Source organism: Microbulbifer variabilis (assembly GCF_020524905.1).
In the GTDB taxonomy this organism is placed as follows: domain Bacteria; phylum Pseudomonadota; class Gammaproteobacteria; order Pseudomonadales; family Cellvibrionaceae; genus Microbulbifer; species Microbulbifer variabilis_A.
On the sequence record NZ_JAIVKI010000003.1, the window covers coordinates 206,109 to 226,666 of the forward strand.

General features: G+C 53.9%; 19 protein-coding genes. 17 read left to right on the forward strand and 2 right to left on the reverse strand.

Going from position 1 to position 20,558, the window contains the following annotated elements; all coding sequences use genetic code 11:
- Positions 1-41: 41 nt before the first annotated feature.
- Entirely contained in the window at positions 42-569 is a 528-nt protein-coding gene (locus tag LC073_RS06110) for an RNA polymerase sigma factor (RefSeq protein ID WP_226644955.1), read from the reverse strand.
- A gap of 236 nt (positions 570-805) precedes the next feature.
- Between LC073_RS06110 and dnaX the strand changes: the two genes are divergently transcribed.
- The 10 genes from dnaX to LC073_RS06160 all read left to right on the forward strand — a co-directional run bounded on the left by dnaX (position 806) and on the right by LC073_RS06160 (position 9,501).
- The gene (gene dnaX, locus LC073_RS06115; protein WP_226644957.1) at positions 806-2,812 is read left to right on the forward strand and encodes a DNA polymerase III subunit gamma/tau; all 2,007 of its coding nucleotides are present in this window, start codon (positions 806-808) and stop codon (positions 2,810-2,812) included.
- Between the two features lie 61 nt (positions 2,813-2,873).
- A complete protein-coding gene (locus tag LC073_RS06120) occupies positions 2,874-3,218 on the forward strand; it encodes a YbaB/EbfC family nucleoid-associated protein (protein ID WP_226644958.1) in 345 nt (114 codons plus the stop codon).
- A gap of 28 nt (positions 3,219-3,246) precedes the next feature.
- The gene (gene recR / locus LC073_RS06125; RefSeq protein ID WP_226644960.1) at positions 3,247-3,855 is read left to right on the forward strand and encodes a recombination mediator RecR; all 609 of its coding nucleotides are present in this window, start codon (positions 3,247-3,249) and stop codon (positions 3,853-3,855) included.
- 5 nt (positions 3,856-3,860) lie between these two features.
- Positions 3,861-4,991 carry a ribonuclease D gene (gene rnd / locus LC073_RS06130; protein ID WP_226644962.1) on the forward strand — a complete coding sequence of 377 codons (1,131 nt, stop codon included), beginning with the start codon at positions 3,861-3,863 and terminating at the stop codon, positions 4,989-4,991.
- Entirely contained in the window at positions 4,988-5,275 is a 288-nt protein-coding gene (locus LC073_RS06135) for a YcgL domain-containing protein (RefSeq protein ID WP_226644965.1), read from the forward strand. Before rnd ends, LC073_RS06135 begins: the two co-directional genes overlap by 4 nt.
- A gap of 9 nt (positions 5,276-5,284) precedes the next feature.
- Entirely contained in the window at positions 5,285-5,734 is a 450-nt protein-coding gene (locus LC073_RS06140) for a YcgN family cysteine cluster protein (RefSeq protein WP_226644968.1), read from the forward strand.
- Between the two features lie 59 nt (positions 5,735-5,793).
- Positions 5,794-6,174, forward strand: coding sequence for a hypothetical protein (locus tag LC073_RS06145; RefSeq protein ID WP_226644971.1), 381 nt, complete (start codon positions 5,794-5,796; stop codon positions 6,172-6,174).
- 377 nt (positions 6,175-6,551) lie between these two features.
- On the forward strand, positions 6,552-7,232 hold the full coding sequence (locus LC073_RS06150; protein WP_226644975.1) for a YEATS-associated helix-containing protein: 681 nt from the start codon (positions 6,552-6,554) through the stop codon (positions 7,230-7,232).
- A 140-nt stretch (positions 7,233-7,372) separates the two neighbouring features.
- Positions 7,373-8,218, forward strand: a complete 846-nt coding sequence (locus LC073_RS06155) for an AAA family ATPase (RefSeq protein ID WP_152451699.1) — start codon at positions 7,373-7,375, stop codon at positions 8,216-8,218.
- Between the two features lie 101 nt (positions 8,219-8,319).
- Positions 8,320-9,501, forward strand: a complete 1,182-nt coding sequence (locus LC073_RS06160; protein WP_226644979.1) for a vWA domain-containing protein — start codon at positions 8,320-8,322, stop codon at positions 9,499-9,501.
- 159 nt (positions 9,502-9,660) lie between these two features.
- Here LC073_RS06160 and LC073_RS06165 read toward each other — a convergent pair whose 3' ends face one another.
- Positions 9,661-11,154: a peptide MFS transporter gene (locus LC073_RS06165; protein WP_226644984.1), complete on the reverse strand. Its 1,494-nt coding sequence runs from the start codon at positions 11,152-11,154 to the stop codon at positions 9,661-9,663.
- A gap of 167 nt (positions 11,155-11,321) precedes the next feature.
- Here LC073_RS06165 and hrpA point away from each other — a divergent pair, with 167 nt between their 5' ends.
- The 7 genes from hrpA (at position 11,322) to LC073_RS06200 (ending at position 20,511) form a co-directional block, all read left to right on the forward strand.
- Positions 11,322-15,236: an ATP-dependent RNA helicase HrpA gene (hrpA, locus tag LC073_RS06170; protein WP_226644986.1), complete on the forward strand. Its 3,915-nt coding sequence runs from the start codon at positions 11,322-11,324 to the stop codon at positions 15,234-15,236.
- A 233-nt stretch (positions 15,237-15,469) separates the two neighbouring features.
- On the forward strand, positions 15,470-15,799 hold the full coding sequence (locus LC073_RS06175; RefSeq protein WP_226644989.1) for a hypothetical protein: 330 nt from the start codon (positions 15,470-15,472) through the stop codon (positions 15,797-15,799).
- A 77-nt stretch (positions 15,800-15,876) separates the two neighbouring features.
- Positions 15,877-16,728 (forward strand): DUF692 domain-containing protein, encoded by an 852-nt coding sequence (locus tag LC073_RS06180; protein ID WP_413231434.1) that lies wholly within the window; start codon positions 15,877-15,879, stop codon positions 16,726-16,728.
- Positions 16,709-17,491 carry a DUF2063 domain-containing protein gene (locus LC073_RS06185; protein ID WP_226644996.1) on the forward strand — a complete coding sequence of 261 codons (783 nt, stop codon included), beginning with the start codon at positions 16,709-16,711 and terminating at the stop codon, positions 17,489-17,491. The genes LC073_RS06180 and LC073_RS06185 overlap by 20 nt, the downstream gene beginning before the upstream one ends.
- A gap of 175 nt (positions 17,492-17,666) precedes the next feature.
- Complete coding sequence (locus LC073_RS06190) at positions 17,667-18,569, forward strand: VacJ family lipoprotein (RefSeq protein WP_226645001.1); 903 nt, start codon at positions 17,667-17,669, stop codon at positions 18,567-18,569.
- 38 nt (positions 18,570-18,607) lie between these two features.
- Positions 18,608-19,786, forward strand: coding sequence for a PP2C family protein-serine/threonine phosphatase (locus LC073_RS06195; protein WP_226645004.1), 1,179 nt, complete (start codon positions 18,608-18,610; stop codon positions 19,784-19,786).
- 206 nt (positions 19,787-19,992) lie between these two features.
- The gene (locus LC073_RS06200; RefSeq protein WP_226645006.1) at positions 19,993-20,511 is read left to right on the forward strand and encodes an STAS domain-containing protein; all 519 of its coding nucleotides are present in this window, start codon (positions 19,993-19,995) and stop codon (positions 20,509-20,511) included.
- Positions 20,512-20,558 lie beyond the last annotated feature (47 nt).

The window sequence follows — 20,558 nt, forward strand, 5'->3', positions numbered from 1 at the left end:
TCAACAAAAAATGATGGATGTATAAAATGGCTTTGCGGGCTCTAGGAGACGGAATCTACTTTACGCCGGCAGGCTTTTAGGGCTTGTAGAATATATTTCTCAACACTGCTTACTGAAATATTCATTTCGTGGGCAATCTCACTGTAGGAGAGTCCACGTGTTCTGTGTAGTAGGAAAGCCTGTCGACACTTCAGTGGTAATTTGTCCATTGCCTCGTAGATGGACTGCAGTTGTTGGCGTGCAGCGAGCACCCGCTCCGGGGATTGGTGATCGGTGTGGTCATCGCTATGAGATTCGCCCTCCAGTGAGGCTTGCTGGTTGAGGTACTCCATGTGCAGCTTGCCCCGGCGCAATTGATCTACTGCGAGGTTGTTGGCGATTTGGTAAAGGTAGGCGCGGGGATTCTCCAGCTCCTTCTCATCGCTGAGCTTTTGCAGGCGCAAGTAAGCGTGCTGGGCAATATCCTCGGCATCGTCTGGACTTTTGACAATACGTGCGACAAAGCGCACCAAGGCTTGGCCGTGCTCGGCAAACAGCCTCTCCAGAAGCGTCTTCCTGGCTTTATTCATTGCGTATTGCGTTCCCCGTCCCAGGCTCGCTTTATCATTGTGAATTGTTTGTTCTTAGTGCGAGCTGGCGCAGTTATATCACAAGGATGGCTTGGGCTACGAGTGGCGTGAATAGATCTCTTGGAGTGATAGCCCGCTATCCGCTATGCCTCGTCGACTATGCCGGTATAATGGCGCCCGCGCCAAGAGCGCGTGAGATATAAGTTGGCAGAGGTGTGTCGAGCACCGGAGACTGGATGAGCTATCAAGTACTGGCACGTAAATGGCGCCCGCGTCTTTTTAGGGAGATGGTGGGGCAGGAGCACGTGCTCCAGGCATTGATCAATGCCTTGGATAACGGCCGGCTGCACCACGCCTACCTGTTTGCCGGTACCCGGGGAGTGGGAAAGACCACAATTGCCCGAATCCTGGCCAAATGCCTGAACTGTGAAGAGGGGGTCAGCTCTGAGCCCTGTGGACAATGCAATGCCTGCAATGAGATAGCCGATGGCCGTTTTGTCGACCTGATCGAGGTGGATGCGGCATCTCGTACCAAGGTGGAGGATACCCGCGAATTACTGGAGAACGTCCAGTATGCTCCGACCAGAGGGCGCTACAAGGTCTATCTGATCGACGAAGTGCATATGCTCTCCAACAGCTCCTTCAACGCTCTGTTGAAGACTCTGGAGGAGCCGCCTCCCCATGTGAAATTCCTGCTTGCCACCACAGATCCTCAGAAGCTGCCGGTAACCGTACTGTCCCGCTGTCTGCAGTTCAAACTCAAGAATATGAGCCCCGAGCGGATTGTCGAGCATCTGCGCTTCGTGCTGGGCGAGGAGCAGGTGCCTTTTGAGGAAGCTGCTCTCTGGCAGTTGGGGCGTGCGGCCGATGGCAGTATGCGAGATGGCATGAGTCTCACCGACCAGGCTATCGCGTTTGGCGGGGGTAAAATCAGCGAGGCCGAAGTGCGTGGCATGCTCGGTAGCATTGATACCGGATTGGTGTGGAAACTGCTACAAGCCCTGGCGGACGAAGATGCGGCGGGGCTGTTTGCCGCTGTCGCTGAGCTGGCTCAACAGGCCCCAGACTTTGGCGCCACCCTGGCGGAGCTCTCCGATAATCTGCACCGCTTGGCGGTCGCCCAGATCTTGCCCCAGTCGGTAGATAACGCCCTAGGGGATGCCGAACGGCTGCGAGAGCTTGCCGGTCGGATAGCCCCGGAGAATATTCAGCTCTACTATCAAATGGCCCTGCATGCCCGCCGCGATCTCCCCCTGGCTCCAGATCCGCGCAGTGGCTTTGAGATGGCGCTACTGCGGATGCTGGCGTTCCGTCCGCAGGGCGTGGCGACAATTCCACGGGCAGAACTGCCAGAAACGGCTGCAAGTGTACCAGTTCAGACGGCTTCTCGGGCTGTAGAGCAGGCGCCACAAGCGCCTACGGAGCAGGAGGGTGCTGGCGGAAAAAAGTCTGAATTTGCGTTTCAGCATTCCGAGAGCGCTGCGGCTGTGAAGACTCCAGAGCCTCAGGCCGAAGAGGTTGCGGTTGAGCAGTATGATAGCCCCGTACAGAGTCCAGCGCTGGACAGAAGGTATACGCCACCAATACCTGAAGAGCTTGAGCCCGGGCAGTCTCAAGACCCTACAGAGCAGGCCGGCGAGATAGCGTTTGATACCCAGACGGCGACAGCTGAGCGATCGCTAGAGGTTTCCAGCACTCAGCCCTCAAGCTCGCGGGAGGGGGTTTTGGCTGAACTTCGCCAGCGCGTAGCGGAAGTGGAAGCCTCTCCCCCCGCGGTGGAAAACCTGGCCCCCAGGAGAACGGAAGCGGTTGCTAAGGTCGCTGAAGCGCCGCCGGCACGCCTTGATGCCCTTACACCGGGTAGTTGGCCGGCACTTTATAAACAATTGGGCGTCAGCGGCATATTGCACTCAATCGCCCAGCATCTGGAGCTGGTAGGGCGCCAGGACAATATACTCTCCTTTACCCTGGACGAATCGTTTAGCAGCCTATATGACGAGGTGCATCAGCGGCGTTTGGGGGACTTGCTGGGAGACTTTTTCCAGCAGCCGGTTATTGCACAGATCCAGGTGGGGCAGGTACAGGGCAGTACGCCGGCACGTTTAGCTGCGGCGACTCGCGATGCGCGCCTGGCCGCAGCTCGGGATGCTCTCACCTCAGACCCCTTGGTTCAGGAGCTTCAGTCTGAGTTGGGCGCTGAGTTATTACCGGATACCGTCGAGTCCCTGGCGAAGGCGGATTGATATTCATTTCGGCTGCCCGGAGTCTAACCGGGCTCACACATAATAGAGATAGAGGTTACCTATGAAAGGTTTGGGCGATCTGATGCAACAGGCCCAGAAAATGCAGGCCGATATGCAGGAAAAAATGCAGAAGCTGCAGCAGGAATTAAATGAGCTGCGTGTCTGCGGTGAATCCGGTGCGGGTATGGTCAAAGTCACCATGAATGGCCGCCATGATGTTACCTCTGTGGAAATCGATCCCTCCCTGCTCTCTGAAGATAAAGAAATGCTGGAGGATCTATTGGCGGCGGCGGTAAATGATGCTGTGCGCCGAGCTGAGGAGAAGGCCCAGGAGTTACAGAAACAGCAGGTGGGCAACCTCGCTTCCGGTATGAACCTGCCGGAAGGCTTCAAGTTTCCATTTTAAGGGGCAGAGCCCGGTTGTTTAGCCTTATATGTTTAGTCCCCTAATCGAAGAGTTGATTCGCGCGCTGCGCTGCCTGCCTAGTGTGGGCCCGAAATCGGCACAGCGTATGGCGATGTATCTGCTGGAAAAGGATCGCGATGCGGCAGAACTGCTGGCGCGCAGCCTGGCTCAGGCGGTGCAGAAGGTTGGCCGCTGTCATCAGTGCCGTACGCTGACCGAAGAAGCCGTGTGCACCCTGTGCAATAACAGCCGCCGCGAACAAACCTTTCTCTGTGTCGTCGAAACTCCCGCTGATGTATTGGCGATTGAGCAGGCCGGTAACTACCATGGCCGCTACTTTGTTTTGCATGGTCACCTGTCCCCGATTGATGGCATTGGCCCCGCGGATCTTGGAATGGATCTGCTGGAGCGCAGGTTGGCCAGTGAGCCATTACAGGAGTTGATCGTCGCCACTAATCCCACCGTAGAGGGGGAGGCGACAGCCCAGTACATTGCCGAGCGTGCCAAAGCGCAGGGAGTTACGGTCAGTCGTATCGCCCATGGTGTTCCCATCGGTGGCGAGCTGGAATATATCGATGGCGGTACCCTGGCCCACGCTTTTAATAGCCGTACCGCCTTCTTCCCCCCAGCTGAGTAATATTGATGGTTGAAATAGATACCACTCCGCGCTGGGTGGAATCCAGCGAGCAGTTGGCGGCTTTGTGCGCGCAGTGGCGGCAGCAGCGTGCTGTGGCATTGGATACCGAGTTTATGCGTAGTCGCACCTTTTATCCTCAGCCGGCCCTGGTGCAGGTTGGGGATGGTCGGCATTGCTATCTCATCGATAATCTCGCCATTGAAGACCTGCAACCATTGCGTGATCTGCTGCTGGATACGGCTGTTACAAAAATTATGCACAGCTGCAGCGAGGACCTGGAAACTCTCGAGCGCCTGCTGGGGGTGATTCCCGAGCCCATTTTTGATACGCAGATCGCCGCAGCGATTAGTGGTATGGGAGCGGGCCTTGGTTACGCCGCTACTGTGCGCGAACTGCTAAATATCGAACTGCCGAAGAGTGAGACCCGTTCCGATTGGTTGCAGCGCCCTCTCAGCGATGCGCAGAAAACCTATGCCGCACTCGATGTGGCTTGGCTGCCAGTCCTCTTTGGTGCCTTGCTGAAGCGGCTGCAGGAGCAGGGACGGGAGACTTGGTTGGCGGAGGATTGCGCAACGCTGGTGGCAACTGCGCGAAGTCCGCAACCCCCTGAACTCTATTACCAGAAAGTGAAGGGGGCCTGGCGTCTGCGAGGCAAACACCTGGCGGTGTTACAGGACCTTTGCACCTGGCGGGAGTGTGAGGCGCGGGCTCGGAATATGCCGCGCAACCACCTGCTTAAGGAAAATCTCTGTATGACTCTGGCCCAACAGCTGCCGCGGCATAAAGGCGCCCTGAGCCAGGCGGGCCTTGAGGGGCGCGCCCTGCGAGAGCACGGCGATACGCTGTTGCAGTTAATTTCCCAGGCGCTGGAGCGCAGCGACTTGCCGACGCGATTGCCGCAACCGCTCAACCGGCAGCAGGGAGAACTACTTAAATCGTTGCGAAAAGAGGTTGCCAGTATCGCGGAGTGCGAAAAGCTGCCTGCAGAAATCCTGATCCGCAAAAAAGAATTGGAAGCGCTGGTTTTTGCCCATGATCCCCAGTTGCAGGGGCGCCTCTGTGGCTGGCGTGCTGATGTGATTGGCCGCCCCCTGCTCAAAGCTCTGCGACATCTGCGCAAAGAGGAAATGAAGTGAAAGTTTTGTGTGATATTTATCGCAGCCCTAAAAAAGAAGAAATGTATTTGTACGTCGATAAGCGTGAGGGGATTGCGCGGGTACCTAAGAATTTACTGGAATTATTTGGCAGTCCCCAGCATGTCACCACCATGCTAATGACTCCAGAGCGCAAGCTGGCGCGTGCAAATGCCGACAAGGTCCTGCACGAGATGCGTGCGCAGGGTTACTATTTGCAAATGCCACCGATAACCGATTCTGAAATGCGCGAGATCGCATTAAAGAACAGTAAGCTGCAGCGCTGAGTCAGATTTATGGCACAACTGCCTTTTTGGCGGCGTAAAACGCTAGAGCAGATGACTGAATCCGAATGGGAGGCTCTCTGCGATGGCTGTGGACGCTGCTGCCTGCACAGCCTGGAAGATGAGGAGACTGGTGAGCTCTACAGCACCAATGTTGCTTGTCGCTTGCTGGATACAGATTCCTGTCGCTGTAGCCAATACGAGCGGCGCAAGGAATTGGTGCCCGGATGTGTTCAGTTACGGGTGCAGGATATCGATCAATACACTTGGCTGCCGGCAACTTGCGCCTATCGTCGCTTGGCTGAGGGGCAGCCGTTGCCCGAGTGGCACCCGCTTGTCAGTGGCGATACGCAGTCTGTGCACAAAGCGGGTATGTCAGTGCGTGGCAGTGTTATCAGCGAGGAGCTGGTTCACCCGGATGATATGGAAGAGCATATCGTCACTTGGGTGGAGGCCGGTTGAGCCGTCGAGGCCTTGCTATTACTTCCTGTCCTGGGCGGGAAATATAGAGTAAATAAAAAATGTCTGAAGATTTTCGAATTGCCTGGATTGTTTACACCGGCTCGACTCTGGTTTTACTGGCTGCCGGTTGGTGGTTTATGCGCAACTGGCGTTGGAGCTGGTTGCGCCGTACCTTGTTGCTGGTTTCGGCTTCGGTATTACTGGTACCGGTAAAAACACCCGTGGCCGAATCAGTGGCTTTGCCTGTATTACCACTGTATCTCTACCAATCATTATTTGAAGAAAGTGGAGCAGCGCCGGAAGTGACTGCAAACCTGGTATTTGCCGCGGGCGGTGCTCTGGCGGTAATGGTAGTGTGGGGACTGGTTTCTCTATTATCCAGGTTTCGTCGTGAGCGCCGCCGACGTTTCGATGAAGACCCTTACTTCAACGAACAGTAATAGGGTTTTGCATCCAACCCTCTCTAGTATCCTGGGCCTGTCGCAGCTAGGCCCATCCCTTTTCTTTACTTGGTTATCAAAGGCGTTACTTCCTTTCTTTAGCATCTCTATTGACGGTGACAGCTGCTATATCTATTAGGCTGCTTCCGTGCTTGGCGCGAGGCCAGACGAGCCGGTTTAATAGTTACAGCCCAATAAACAAACCCGCTGTCGGGAAATGATGGTTTGTATTTTTCCTTGGGTTTTTAACTACCCGCTGGAATGGGTTGTCTTTTGGTAAACCGGATTCACAACAGATAATGCCTATATAAAGTGCCCTTGGCGTGGATTTTCGCCCATATTTATGGTGCAGGCTGCCAGATGGCTGAGGAACCCTGATGCTCGACCACCTGCTGATTCTCACTGCGGTAATGCTGGTATCGGGCATTCTCGGTGGGCTGGTGAATTATTATCAAATGTTGTTTACAGAGGAGGATCCGGCCGGCCTCGCCCGCTGCCTGATTATGGGGCTGTGTGGCGCCTTGATGGTGCCGATTTTCCTGAAATTTACCCAGAGTGATCTGCTGATCGAAATCCAGGGCGATCCCTCGCGCCTATTGATCTTTACCGGTTACTGCCTGCTCGCTGCTATCGCCTCCCGTATGTTCGTGTTTAATGCCGCGCGTCGCCAATTGCGCGATGCCAGTATCGCCCGCGCTCGGGTAGAAAACCTGGAGCAGGAACTGCGCACCATGCAGTTGGAAATGATGCCCTTACTAGAGCATGAGATAGAAGGGGATTTGGAGCAGGGGCCGGTGCTGGACTTTAATCAGATTCGCAAGTTGGACGATAACGCTCTACAGGTGCTCAATCTGCTAAATGGCGGTGAATGTGTGTTCCGCTCGCTGAGCGGCATGGTGCAGGATAGCGGTATGGAAACCAACTCAATCGCCCGTGCCCTCAATAGCCTGCTAGTGCTTGAGATGGTAGGGAAAATTCACAGTCATCTGGGAATTCGCTGGTATATCACTGGTAAGGGGCGCCAGGTGGTGCATCGCCGCAGTACCCAGATGGCTTGATCCACAATTGAAAAACCTTCCTTCTTAATGCTACTCGGGCTGGTCATCCAATTTGATCGTTCCCGCCTCGCCACCCGTCCCGTTGTTCAATTATCATTCGCTAAATCTGAAGATAGCGTGATGACAGGATTGGAGTAAGCATGAAATTTACCGGTACCGATAGCTATGTAGCTACCGAAGACCTGCAAATGGCGGTGAACGCAGCCGTCACCTTACAGCGCCCCCTGCTGATTAAAGGCGAGCCGGGCACCGGCAAAACGCTGCTCGCGGAACAGGTTGCTGAGAGCCTTGGGCTGAAGTTGATTCAATGGCATATCAAGTCCACCACCAAGGCCCAGCAGGGACTGTACGAGTATGATGCAGTATCACGTCTGCGGGACTCCCAGTTGGGGGTAGACAAGGTTCATGATATCGCCAATTACATCAAGCGGGGCAAACTGTGGGAAGCCTTTGCCGCGGAAGAGCGTGTGGTATTGTTGATTGATGAGATCGACAAAGCAGACATCGAATTCCCCAACGACCTGCTGGTGGAACTGGATCGCATGGAGTTCTTCGTTTATGAAACAGGAGAAACCATTAAGGCCAAACACCGCCCCATTGTCATTATCACCTCGAATAACGAAAAAGAGCTGCCGGATGCCTTTCTGCGCCGCTGCTTCTTCCATTACATCAGCTTCCCCGATCGTGACACCATGCGCAAAATTGTCGATGTCCATTACCCGGAGATTAAAGGGCAGTTGGTTGCGGAAGCGATGGATATTTTCTTCCAGTTGCGCGAAGTGCCGGGCTTGAAGAAGAAGCCTTCCACCTCTGAGCTGATTGATTGGTTGAAGCTGTTGATGGCCGACGATATTCCCGAGGAAGTGCTCAAAGATCGCGATAACAGCAGCGCCATTCCTCCGCTTTATGGGGCCCTGTTGAAGAATGAGCAAGATGTCCATATGCTCGAGCGCCTGGCATTTATGGCGCGCCGCGACAATCGCTGAGCGGGCGTTGTTGCCTTTTATCAGGGGTAAATGAGTGCCCCTGATGATATTCTGCTCGGTATGGCCGAGTATCTTTTTTCCTGTGCTGACCGCGAATTACTATGCTGATTGGCTTTTTCCTGAATTTACGCCGTTATAAATTACCGGTATCCATCACCGAATTACTGGCTCTGCTTGGGGCTTTACAGCAGCGCCTGGTATTTGCTGACATGGAAGAATTTTATTTTCTCTCTCGTGTCTGTTTGGTGAAGGATGAAAAACATTTCGATAAATTCGATCGCGCTTTTGAGGCTTATTTTAAAGACCTGGAAACTCTCGACGATATCGTCGAGCAAATGATCCCGGAAGACTGGCTCAGGGCGGAATTTCTCAAGCAGTTAAGCGAAGAAGAAAAGGCCAAAGTCCAAAGCCTCGGTGGTTTGGAAAAATTGCTGGAGGAGTTTAAAAAGCGCCTCGAAGAGCAGAAAAAGCGTCACAGTGGTGGCAACCGCTGGATAGGTACCGGTGGTACCAGTCCCTTCGGTAATAGTGGTTATCACCCAGGTGGTATTCGGGTGGGGGGACAGGGGCGCAATCGCTCGGCATCCAAGGTATGGGAAAAACGCCAGTTCAAAAACCTGGATGACAGTATCAGCCTGGGAACCCGCAATATCCAAGTGGCCCTGCGCAAGTTGCGTAAATTTGCCCGCACTGGCGCGGCGGAAGAGTTGGACTTGAATAGCACCATCTCCTCCACAGCGCGCAATGCAGGCTTATTGGACATTAAGATGGTGCCAGAGCGGCACAACGCAATAAAAGTGCTGATTTTTTTTGATGTGGGCGGTTCTATGGACCCCTATGTACGGGTGTGTGAAGAGCTTTTCTCTGCCTGTCGCTCTGAATTCAAGCATCTGGAGTATTTTTACTTTCACAACTTTGTCTATGAACATGTGTGGAAAGATAACCAGCGACGCTATAGCGAGAATACGTCCCTTTTGGAAGTACTGCGCACCTATGGCAAAGACTACAAGGTAATTTTTGTCGGTGATGCTTCTATGGCTCCTTATGAGATTACCAGTCGCTTTGGTAGTGTCGAGCATATGAATGAAGAGCCTGGTGCAGCCTGGATGGAACGTATTACTGATACTTACCACAATTTGATCTGGTTAAATCCGGTGGGGGAAGAGTACTGGCAGTACACACCCAGTATCGGCATGACCCAGCGTCTGGTGGATGGGCATATGTATCCGATGACCCTGGAAGGCTTGGATCGGGCGATCGCTTATTTAGTTAAAGGTCGCTAATAGAGGGCAGTAAATGAACTCCTAAAGAAGTCCCGCAAGGAACTCTGACCTTAAAGGCTTCAATCAGGAAATTATCTGCAGGCGGCGCATTCCTGTGCCGCCTTAATCCCAAATAACTTGAGGGTTAGGGTTAGGGTTAGGGTTAGGGATAATAAAGCGTTATTTTTTATTGCCACTAAAGTGTTCTGGGGGGGTTCCCTCGTGATCGGCAGTGATGCTGATTTCTTCCTTGGTGGTCTCTCCCACCGTGACATGCACCTCTTCAGCACCGTGCATCCAATCCACCAGTTTTTCACGAATCAAATACAAAACAAATCCAGCCACGATGGCCGTGAGTGCGACCCCACCGAAAGTGGCCAGTGGACCGGAAACGCCCACTAATTTACCGATTTCTGCCGCGCCCTTGTTGGCGATGCCGATAAATGCAAACCACAGGCCCATCATCAGGGATAGGTAGCGTAGGGGAGATAATTTAGTCACGACAGAAAGCCCTATAGGCGATAGACACAGCTCACCAATGGTGTGAAAAATATAGGCAAAGACCAACCACCAGATACTCGCTTTTATGGTCTCGGAATCGCCGATTTGCAATGCTGCGCCGCACATGGATAGGAAACCGATCCCGAGAAATACCAAACCCAGGCTGAATTTAGCCGGTGAACTCGGTTCTCGGTCGCCCATGCCTACCCAGATACTGGCCATAATCGGCGCGAGAATAATAATAAACAGAGGGTTTACCATCTGTAGCCAGCTGGCAGGAATTTCCCAGCCAAAGATATTCAGGTCGGTGCGGTATTTGGCAAACAGGTTCATTGACCCGGCAGCCTGCTCGAAGCCAGCCCAAAAAACCACGATAAATACACCCAGTACCAGAATGACTTTAATGCGATCCCGCTCTTCTTGTGTGAGAGGACGGTGTTTGCTCTCTTTCTCGTCTTTTATATTTTTCAATTCCAGTTGTGCGGAGGGTTCTACGCCTATTTGTCCCAGGTAGTGCTTGGCCTGGGTCATTTGCAGAATCAGGCCTAAAAGCATACCGATGCCAGCAACAATAAAGGCGAGCTGGTAGTCCACCTTTTCTCCGATCCAGCCCACAACCAAATAACCGAGAATAGAGCCCAGGTTGATGCCCATATAGAAAATGGTAAATGCGGTATCGCGACGGTGGTCTCCCTCCTCGTAGAGGTCCCCGACCATGGTGGAGATATTCGGCTTAAAGAAACCATTGCCGATAATGAGCAGAGCCAGCCCCAGCCACAGCATATAGATCTGGCTGCCGCCCGGCAGCCAGGTGTGGGGGAAGCCCAGGGAGAATTGCCCCAGCATCATCAGGGTGCCGCCGAACATGATGCAGCGGCGCTGGCCCCAGCGGTTGTCTGCCATCCAGCCGCCGATAATCGGAGTCAGGTAGACCAACATGGCATACCAGCCCAGGTAGCTCAGGGCCTTGGATTGCAATTCGGTATCCGAGAGCTGTTCCCAGCCGAACACTGCGGCGGTGGCAGTGGAGGTCAGGTAGAAGACAAAAATACCACGCATGCCATAGTAGCTGAGACGCTCCCACATCTCGGTGCCAAACAGCAGGAACAATCCTTTGGGGTGGCCAAACAGCTGCCCGGCGCTGGCGGGGGGCTTGGGTTTGATCTCTTGCATAGTACTGCTCGCAAGGTGTGACCCTGAGGTGCTGTGCTACCACCAAGGGCAGTGCACCTATAAAAATCATCGCTATCTGGACCAGTATAGTTGAGCGCCACCCAGGGATTTTCAGCCCTGTGGCAAAGTGGGGGTATAATCCCGGGTTTGCCAATTCTGTACGAATCATGAGTCACACCGAAGCAGAAAAAAGCCTGAGCGCTCTGCAGGCCCGCATCTCCAGTTGTATGGGGCGGGATCGCTACCATTTGCATCGAACTATTAAGAACGTGCGTCGGCGCCAGAAAGAGGGCAAGCCGGTCGATCGTATGTTGACCCAGCTGGAGCAGCAGCTGCAGGCGTCTGAGTCGCTAGCGGAAGAACGCCGGCGTAAGTTGCCGGAAGTGCAATGGCCGGAAGCCTTGCCGGTGGTGGCGCGGCGTGAGGAAATCGCCGAGCTGATCGAAAAGCACCAGGTTGTCGTGATCGCCGGTGAAACCGGTTCTGGTAAAACCACCCAATTACCAAAAATCTGTCTCTCCCTGGGGCGGGGTATCTATGGCCAGATTGGCCACACCCAGCCGCGCAGGATTGCCGCACGCACAGTGGCTAATCGTATCGCTGAGGAATTGCAGCAGCCCTTGGGGGAGTCTGTCGGTTACCAGGTTCGCTTTACCGACCACAGCACTGAGCACACCCATGTCAAATTGATGACCGATGGTATTCTGCTGGCTGAAATTCAACGCGACCCTCTGCTGAATAAATACGATACGCTGATTATCGATGAGGCCCACGAGCGCAGCCTCAATATCGATTTCCTGCTGGGCTATTTAAAAACCATTCTGCCCAAGCGCCCGGATTTAAAGCTGATAATTACCTCGGCTACTATCGATCTGGAAAAGTTCTCTAGACACTTTAACGATGCGCCGATTATTGAGGTATCTGGACGCACCTATCCAGTAGATATTCACTATCGCCCAGCAGCCGACAGTGATGCAGACCTCACCGAACAGGTTGTCGCTGCAGTGAAAGAGTTACTGCACGAGGAAAAATCCAGCAGTCGGCGCGGCGGGGACATACTGGTATTTATGAGCGGTGAGCGGGAGATCCGCGAGTGTGCCAAGGCCCTGCGGGATGCGCAGATTGCCCAGTTGGAAGTGTTGCCCCTATATGCGCGCTTAAGTCTGGCAGAGCAGGCCAAGGTTTTTCACGGACATAAAGGCCGCCGTATTGTGCTTGCCACCAATGTGGCGGAGACCTCCATTACGGTGCCGGGCATTCGCTATGTGATCGACCCGGGTACAGCGCGGGTTAGTCGATACAGCTATCGCAGTAAAATCCAAAGATTGCCGATAGAACCGGTTTCCCAGGCCAGTGCCAATCAGCGCGCCGGTCGCTGTGGTCGTGTCAGCGCCGGTGTCTGTGTGCGCTTATATGAGGAGCGGGATTTTGTGCAGCGTCCGGAATTTACCGATGCGGAAATCCTGCGTACGAACTTGGCTGCGGTAATCCTGCAAATGTTACAGCTGCGTATCGGCGATATCCGTGAGTTTCCCTTTGTCGATCCGCCCGATCCCCGTCTGATTAATGACGGATATAAATTGTTGCAGGAATTGCAGGCAGTCGATGACCAGGGCAGGGTGACCAAACTGGGCCGCGCATTGTCACGTCTGCCGCTGGACCCACGATTGAGCCGAATGTTGCTGGCCGGTGCAGATAATGGCAGTGCGCGAGAATTATTAATTATTGTCGCCGCCCTGGCTGTGCAAGACCCGCGTGAACGCCCGGCGGAAAAGCGCCAGGCGGCGGATGAAAAACACCGTCAGTGGCAGCATGAGCAGTCTGATTTTCTGTCTTTTGTACAGTTGTGGGATGCCTTCGAAATCCAACGTCAGGAGCTGAGTCAAAGCCAGCTGCGTAAGTGGTGCCAGAAAAACTTCCTATCCTGGTTGCGAATGCGTGAGTGGAGAGATATCCACCACCAATTGCGCGTGGCTTGCCGGGATCTTGAAGTTAAAGAAAATAAAGAACCGGCAGAGTATGAGGCGATTCACCGAGCAATAGTCATGGGCTTGCTCGGTAACATTGGCGCTCGCGATGAAAACAAGGAATTTATCGGCTGCCGCAACCGTCGCTTCCATGTTTTCCCTGGCTCTGGCCAATTTAAAAAGCCACCGCGCTGGGTGGTTGCTGCCCAGTTGTTGGAAACCAGCCGCCTGTTCGCCCACACCGTTGCGAAAATAGAGCCGGACTGGGTGATGGCTGCATCCCAGCACTTGGTAAAACGCAATTATTTTGAGCCCCACTACGATGCTCGTTCCGGGCAAGTGATGGCCTTTGAAAAGGTTTCTCTATACGGACTGGTACTGGTGGAAAAACGCCGTATTCCCTACGGCAAGCTGGATACGGAAACCGCTCGGGAAGTATTTATTCGCCAGGCGCTGGTGGAGCAGCGTTATCGTGGCAAGGGCCGTTTTTATAAACACTACACTGACCTGCTGAAGTCCCTGGAAGAGTTGGAAGCCAAGTCCCGTCGCCGGGATATCCTGGTGGATGACGAAGTGGTTTACCGCTTTTTCGATGAGCTTGTCCCTGCGGATATCGTCAACCTTGCCGGGTTTGAGCACTGGCGCAAGAAAGTTGAAGTCAGTGATCCACAGCTGTTGTTTATCCCCCGCGAATTGTTGATGCAGCAGAGTGCGGATCATGTGGGCGAGGCGCAATTCCCTAACGAACTGCAAGCGGGCGGTATTATTTACCCGCTCAGTTATCACTTCGAACCGGGCAGTGTGGATGATGGTGTCAGTGTCCAGGTACCGGTTGCGGCGCTGCACCAGGTGCCCGCCGCTCGACTTTCCTGGCTGGTGCCTGGAATCCTGCGGGATAAATGTATCGCTCTGATTAAAGCCCTACCCAAACAGTGGCGCAAATACTTTGTGCCGGTACCGGCGGCTGTGGATAAGGCTTTGCCGCGACTGCGCGCAGACAATACCCCGCTATGGCAGTCACTGGCTTTGGAGTTGCAACGTCAGACTGCCCAGCAGCTGCCTGAAGATACCTGGGAATCTGCGGAACAATCCCTGGAAGATTTCTACCGCTTCAATATCCAAGTTTTGGATGAGTCGGGGAAATTGTTGGATCAGGATCGCGATCTCTCGGTATTACAGGCGCGCTATCGGGACCGGGTGCAGCAGGGGCTGGCGAATGCGGGCGATAGTTTTGAGCGGGATGATATTACTAGCTGGGATTTTGGTGAGTTGCCGGAAACCCACACCCTCGACCAGGGGGGGCTCAAGGTGCGCGCCTACCCAGCATTGGTGGAAGCCAAAGAAAGCGTCTCTCTGAAGTTACTGGATAACCCCGCCGAAGCGCGGCGCTTGAGTCGTGCCGGCATCTGCCGTTTGGCCCTGTTGCACCTGCCTGAGAAAGTAAAATATCTGCGCAAGGAGTTATTGCGCGGCAAGGAGTTGGGGCTTTCTGCGGCAGATCTGGGGCGTCGCGAGGAAGTGGCAGACGATATTTTGTTGGCCGCTGCGCGCGAAGTCTTCTGGCCGGATGAAAACTGGCCGCGCAGCGAAGCTGAGTTTCTGTCGGCACTGGAGAAGGAGGGCGACTTGGTGGGGGTGGCCCAGGAGATTGGAGACCTATTGGTCAAAGCCTTGGGTCAGTTGGTCCCCTTGCGCAAGCAGATCAAACAGCAAAAGAACCTGGCGGTCGCTATGGCGGTGGGAGATATCCAGCAGCAACTGGCCGGACTCTTCTACCGGGGAGTCTTGTTTGACACGCCATTGCAATGGCTGCGCCAATATAGCCGCTATCTGAAGGCGATCGCTGTGCGCCTGGAAAAGGCGGCGCTCGATCCAAACCGTGACCGCAAGCTGCAAGTGGAATTCCACAAGGTCGCCGAGTCCTTTGATGATCAGGTAGAGAAATTCTCAAGGAGGGAGTTGGCGTCAGAGCCTGCGCTAGTGGAGTACCGTTGGATGTTGGAGGAGTTCCGCGTCAGCCTGTTTGCACAGACATTAAAGACCTTGATGCCGGTCTCCGCCAAGCGTCTGCACAAGGTCTGGATAGAGATTGATAGCAAGGAACTGTTTACTTGAGCCGCGCCTAGGCACAGTTCACAAAAAACTTTGTCGTCTTGTGTAATATTTCCTGCACTGGCCCGACAGATCTATGTACGTCGGCAAAGCCTGGATGCGCTACCAAGTGTACTTTGGCTGTGGGCCGGTTTCACAATATGACGGTTTCTCACTGCGCTTCATTATACTGTCGCGGGACATAGAAAAAGTCTTAGAGAGTTTTATTACACAGGGCATTAGTTAGGAGATTTTTTATGAACAAGAAACACCTTTCCCCGGTAGCAGCTGCGGTTGGTGCAGCGTTTATTGCAACTGCAGCTATGAATGTGTCTGCGGCTAACAGTACTGCCAACCCTTTTGCTGCTGAAGACCTGAGTTCCGGCTACAACCTGGCACTGGCTGATCACGATCACGATGACAAAAACAAGGAAGGTAAGTGCGGCGAAGGTAAGAAGCAAGAAGGCAAATGCGGCGAAGGCAAGAAAAAGGAAGGTAAATGCGGCGAAGGAAAATGTGGCGAAGGTAAGAAGAAAGAAGGTAGTTGCGGCGAAGGTAAAAAGAAAGAAGGCAAATGCGGTAACTAATATTCCGTCGCACGAGATTGGGGCGGTGCTGTATTCATACGGCCGCCCCAAGTACTTTCCATTACCAATAGAGGCAAATAGCGGTGCGTAATTATCCAGTGGAGGGTGCCGGTCTCGGACTACGCCGCTCTATGATGGGCGAGGAGATTTCATCGGGTGCGGTGGATTTTTTTGAAGTTGCGCCGGAAAACTGGATCGGTGTCGGCGGGCGACATGGCCGCTGGTTCCGCCAGCTCAGCGAACGCCATCCTTTTATTTTGCACGGTTTGTCTCTGTCTATTGGTTCTTCTGATCCGCTGGATATGGAGTTGCTCGCCTCAATCAAGCAATTTATCCGCGATCACAATATCCGCTCTTACAGCGAGCATCTGAGCTACTGCTCAGATCAGGGCCATCTCTACGATTTATTGCCTATCCCCTTTACCGAAGAAGCAGTGATGTATGTCGCCGAACGAATTCGCATTGTGCAGGATACGCTCGAACAGCGCATTGCCATGGAAAATGTTTCCTATTACGCGGCGCCGGGCCAGGAGATGAGTGAGCTGGCATTTTTACAGGCGGTCCTGCAAGAGGCGGACTGCGATCTTCTGCTCGACGTCAATAATATTTATGTGAATTCAATTAATCATCGCTACGACCCCCTGGAATTCTTGCGCGGACTGCCCTCGGAGCGAATGCGCTATGTCCATGTGGCGGGGCATTTCGATGAGGCGGATGACCTGAAAGTGGATACGCACGGCGCTGAAGTGATTGATCCAGTGTGGCAGCTATTAGATAAGGCCTATGAGATGCATGGTGTTATCCCCACCCTACTGGAACGCGACTTTAATATCCCACCCCTACCGCAATTGCTTGAAGAGGTGGAACAGATCAAGGACATCCAGGCCAACCACCAAGTAGAAGAAAGCTATGTCCATAGTCGCCGATAAGACAGCCGGGTTTCAGGGTCTACAGAGGGCTTTTGCCAATCATTTGCGTGCCCCTGATGAAGTCGAGGCGCCAAAGGATATTGAGGATCGGCGCGTTGCCATCTACCGGGACCTGATTTACAACAATATCGAATCGTTTATTGCCGGTGGTTTTCCCGTGCTGCGCAGCCTCTACAGCGATGAGCGCTGGAATGAAATGGTCCGCGATTTTATTCAGCACCATACCTCCACAAGTCCCTACTTTTTGCAGATTAGCGAGGAGTTTCTCACTTATCTGCAACAGGAACGGGGCCAGCGGGAAGAGGACCCAGCGTTTTTGTTAGAACTGGCTCACTATGAGTGGGTGGAGCTGGCGCTGGATGTGAGTACCGAAGAGATTCCCACTGGCTTGGATCGCCAGGGAGATCTGCTGAAATCTGTACCGGTTGTATCACCGCTCGTTTGGAGCCTCAGTTACCGCTTTCCTGTGCACCGTATCGGCCCCACTTATCAGCCTCAAGAGCCCGCTGAATCTCCCACCTTTTTACTGGTCTATCGCGACCTCAGCGATGACGTCAGTTTTATGGAAATCAATGCGGTAACAGCGCGCCTGTTGCAGCTGGCTTCCGAGGGGGAAGCCAGAGGAGAACAACTGTTGGCTCAGATTGCTGACGAGCTGCCCCAAGTCGACAGCGAAGCTCTTTATGGCTTCGGCCTTGAGTTGCTGCAAAGACTGTTGGATAAAGGTGTTATCGCAGGTCTTCGGCATCAGGTGTCTGAGTAGCTCGTCCAGCCCGCGGATTTTTGGCGTAAATTACCTTTCTGTGACAGCGTGTGCTTGCCTGAAACTGCGCCATCTTTGATGAATCCCAGCTGCTATGCTGCCGAGGGTGGTTTACATTTTGCGGGGGCGTTAGAATCCCTGACCTTGAAATTTGATAAATAAGAGGAGCAGGGTTTTGCTAGGACGCAGAGATTTATCGCCCTGGTTGATGGCCGCGATGCTGGCCATTTCCCCAGTGGGCGCAATGGCGACACAGGACCCATTTGGAGACGCGGCCACTCCCTCAGTCCAACCTGGGGCGGTCGAACAAAATGGTACTTCTACTGGTGGCACCAGTGGAACACTGGTTGATGAATATGGCTTTGATCCCGCGGAAGAGTTTGGCGGTGAGGAAGGAGAAGACTTCTCCCTGCGAGACCCCTGGGAGGGTTTCAATCGCGCCATATTCAGCTTCAATGATGGTGCGGATCGCTATGTACTGAAACCGGCTGCTGTCAGTTATCGGCAGATTACCCCGATGTTTATGCAGCGGGGTGTCAGCAATTTCTTCAGCAACCTGGGTGAAGTGACTAATACCTTTAACGGGGTGTTGCAAGGCAAGTGGGGCCAGGCGGGTAATGATGTCGGCCGCCTGCTGATTAACACCACTATCGGTATTGCCGGTCTTTTCGATGTTGCCAAGCACATGGGCTTGGAAAAGGGTGATGGTGAGGACTTTGGTCAAACCCTGGCAGTCTGGGGGGTGCCTTCCGGACCCTATCTGGTGCTGCCGCTGTTGGGCCCCTCTACTGTACGGGATACGCCGGCCAAGGTTGTGGATTACTACACTAATCCACTGACTTATGTTGAGCATGATCCCACGCGCTATACCCTTAGGGCCACCGATATTATCCAGGGTCGCGCCAGTTTACTGCAGGCGGAATCCCTACTGCAGGGTGATCGCTATGTACTGCTGCGTGATGCCTATCTGCAGCGCCGCGACTTCCTAATCGTGGATGGTGAAGTGGATGTGGATACAGAGACTGAAGCCGCCGAAGCCATCGACCAGGGTGAAGTCGAAGAGTCTAGTGATTACTGAGTACCCGCGAGTAAAACACCTGCCTTCAAGAGCCTGCCATGGCCGGCCCCAGTAGCCTGTTACTGACCGATGATGAGCGCTCCCGCAACTTCCTGCGTGGAGCGCTTTCGCGTCAGGGGCTCTCGGTTGCGATAGCCGATAGTGGCCAGCAGGGCATAGAGCAATTCTCCCCCGAACTGTTTCAGTTGGTCGTTGTAGACCTGCTCCTGCCCGATATGGACGGGCTGGAGGTACTGCGCAAAATCAAACAGCGATCCCCTGGAACTGCGGTTGTGATGATTGCGGAGAAAGGGGAGTTACATGAAGTCCTGCAGGCCATGCGTCTGGGCGCCTGCGATTATCTGATCAAACCCATTCAACAGGCCGCGTTGATCGATAAAGTCATCTGCCGCATCACCGGTGAGGAAAACCTCGCCCAGCAGAATCTCGAGTATCGTAAAACCCTAGAGCAACGCAATAGCGAACTGCGCGACCATGTGGAAGTACTGCGCCGGGATCAGGAAGCCGGCCGTCTGTTACAACAACACCTGTTACCCCGCAGCCCTTTCTTTTATCCCGGCGGTGTCGAGGCCGCTTACCGCCTGATTCCCTCCCTGTATCTGAGCGGCGACTTTGTGGATTACGGTCTGTTTGGGGAGCGTTTTGTGGCGTTTTACCTGGTGGATGTCTCGGGGCATGGCGTGTCCTCCGCGCTGGTCACAGCCCTGATAAAAAACAGCGTGATGCACCGCTTGCGCGAACGCCCGCTGTTCTCCCAGCTGGAATCCCTGGGAGCGGATCTACTGGAAGTTCTGGAACTCATCAACCGCGAGCTGTTGTCCACAGGTATGGGGAAACATGCCAGTATGTTTATCGGTGTGGTGGATACCGCTGCTGGCCAATTGCACTATGCGGTTGCCGGGCAGATCCCCATGCCGGCGCTCGTCAGTGCGGCTGGCGCCGATTGGCTGCCGGGTAAGGGGCGTCCGCTGGGGATCTTTGAGCAGGGTGACTGGCAGGTAATGTGTGCGGAACTCCCTTCCAGCTGGCGGCTGGTGGCTTGCTCTGATGGTGTGCTGGAATTACTCGAAGGGGATTTGCTGCAAAAAGAGGAACAGCTACTAGCGCTTATCGACACAACTGGGGGTGAGCTGGGGCCACTGTGTGAAGGTCTGAAAGTAGATACTTTTGGCGCGTTACCCGACGATATTACAATTCTTACCCTAGCCCATGGCTAGTGGTGTGGATTTGTCGACCAAATAGTCGAATTTCGTGCCTTAGCACTCTTGTCAGTCCGCACGGTCAGGAGTAAGCTCCGCCCACTTTATGCACAAAGATGCCGAGGCGGCAAAACCGTCACAAGCGTTTTTGCTCTACCAGTGAACTATCGCCATCCATACGCACTTTCATCCTCTGAGTGTGTCCGGGTGAGCCAGGGGTTGTTATGCAGTCCGGGCAAATTATGGTTGGAGCCCACCAGGGCGTTTACATCATTAAATTGATGGGCGATGTCCGCCTCAACCTATGCACCTCGTTCGATAGCTTTATCGACAATATGTTTGCACGCAATGACTTTGCCGGTGTGGCCTTCGATCTACACGGTGCGGAAGGTGTCGATAGTACGACCCTTGGCCTGATGGCCAAGATTGCAATTCGCGCTCAGGAGCGCGGCTGCCAAAAGCCCCTGGTATTTGTCACGGACAAAGGTATTCAACACCTATTGGATGCGATGGGTTTCGATTCCCTGATGGAAATCAGTGATGAGAGGCGCGATTTCTCTGTCGAGACCAAGCCGCTGGTGTGTAAAACCCCCGATGAGTGTGCCGCGCGGGAGAAGGTGCTGGAGGCCCACCGGGTACTGATGAGCATGAACGAGCAGAATGCGGAAACCTTTCGCGATCTGGTGCATACCCTGGAGCGGGAATGCGTATCCTACGCCAAGTCCTCTGCACACCTGCACTGAAATTCACCACTCAGCCCCCACTCGAAAGCCGCCGATTTCCCACGCCC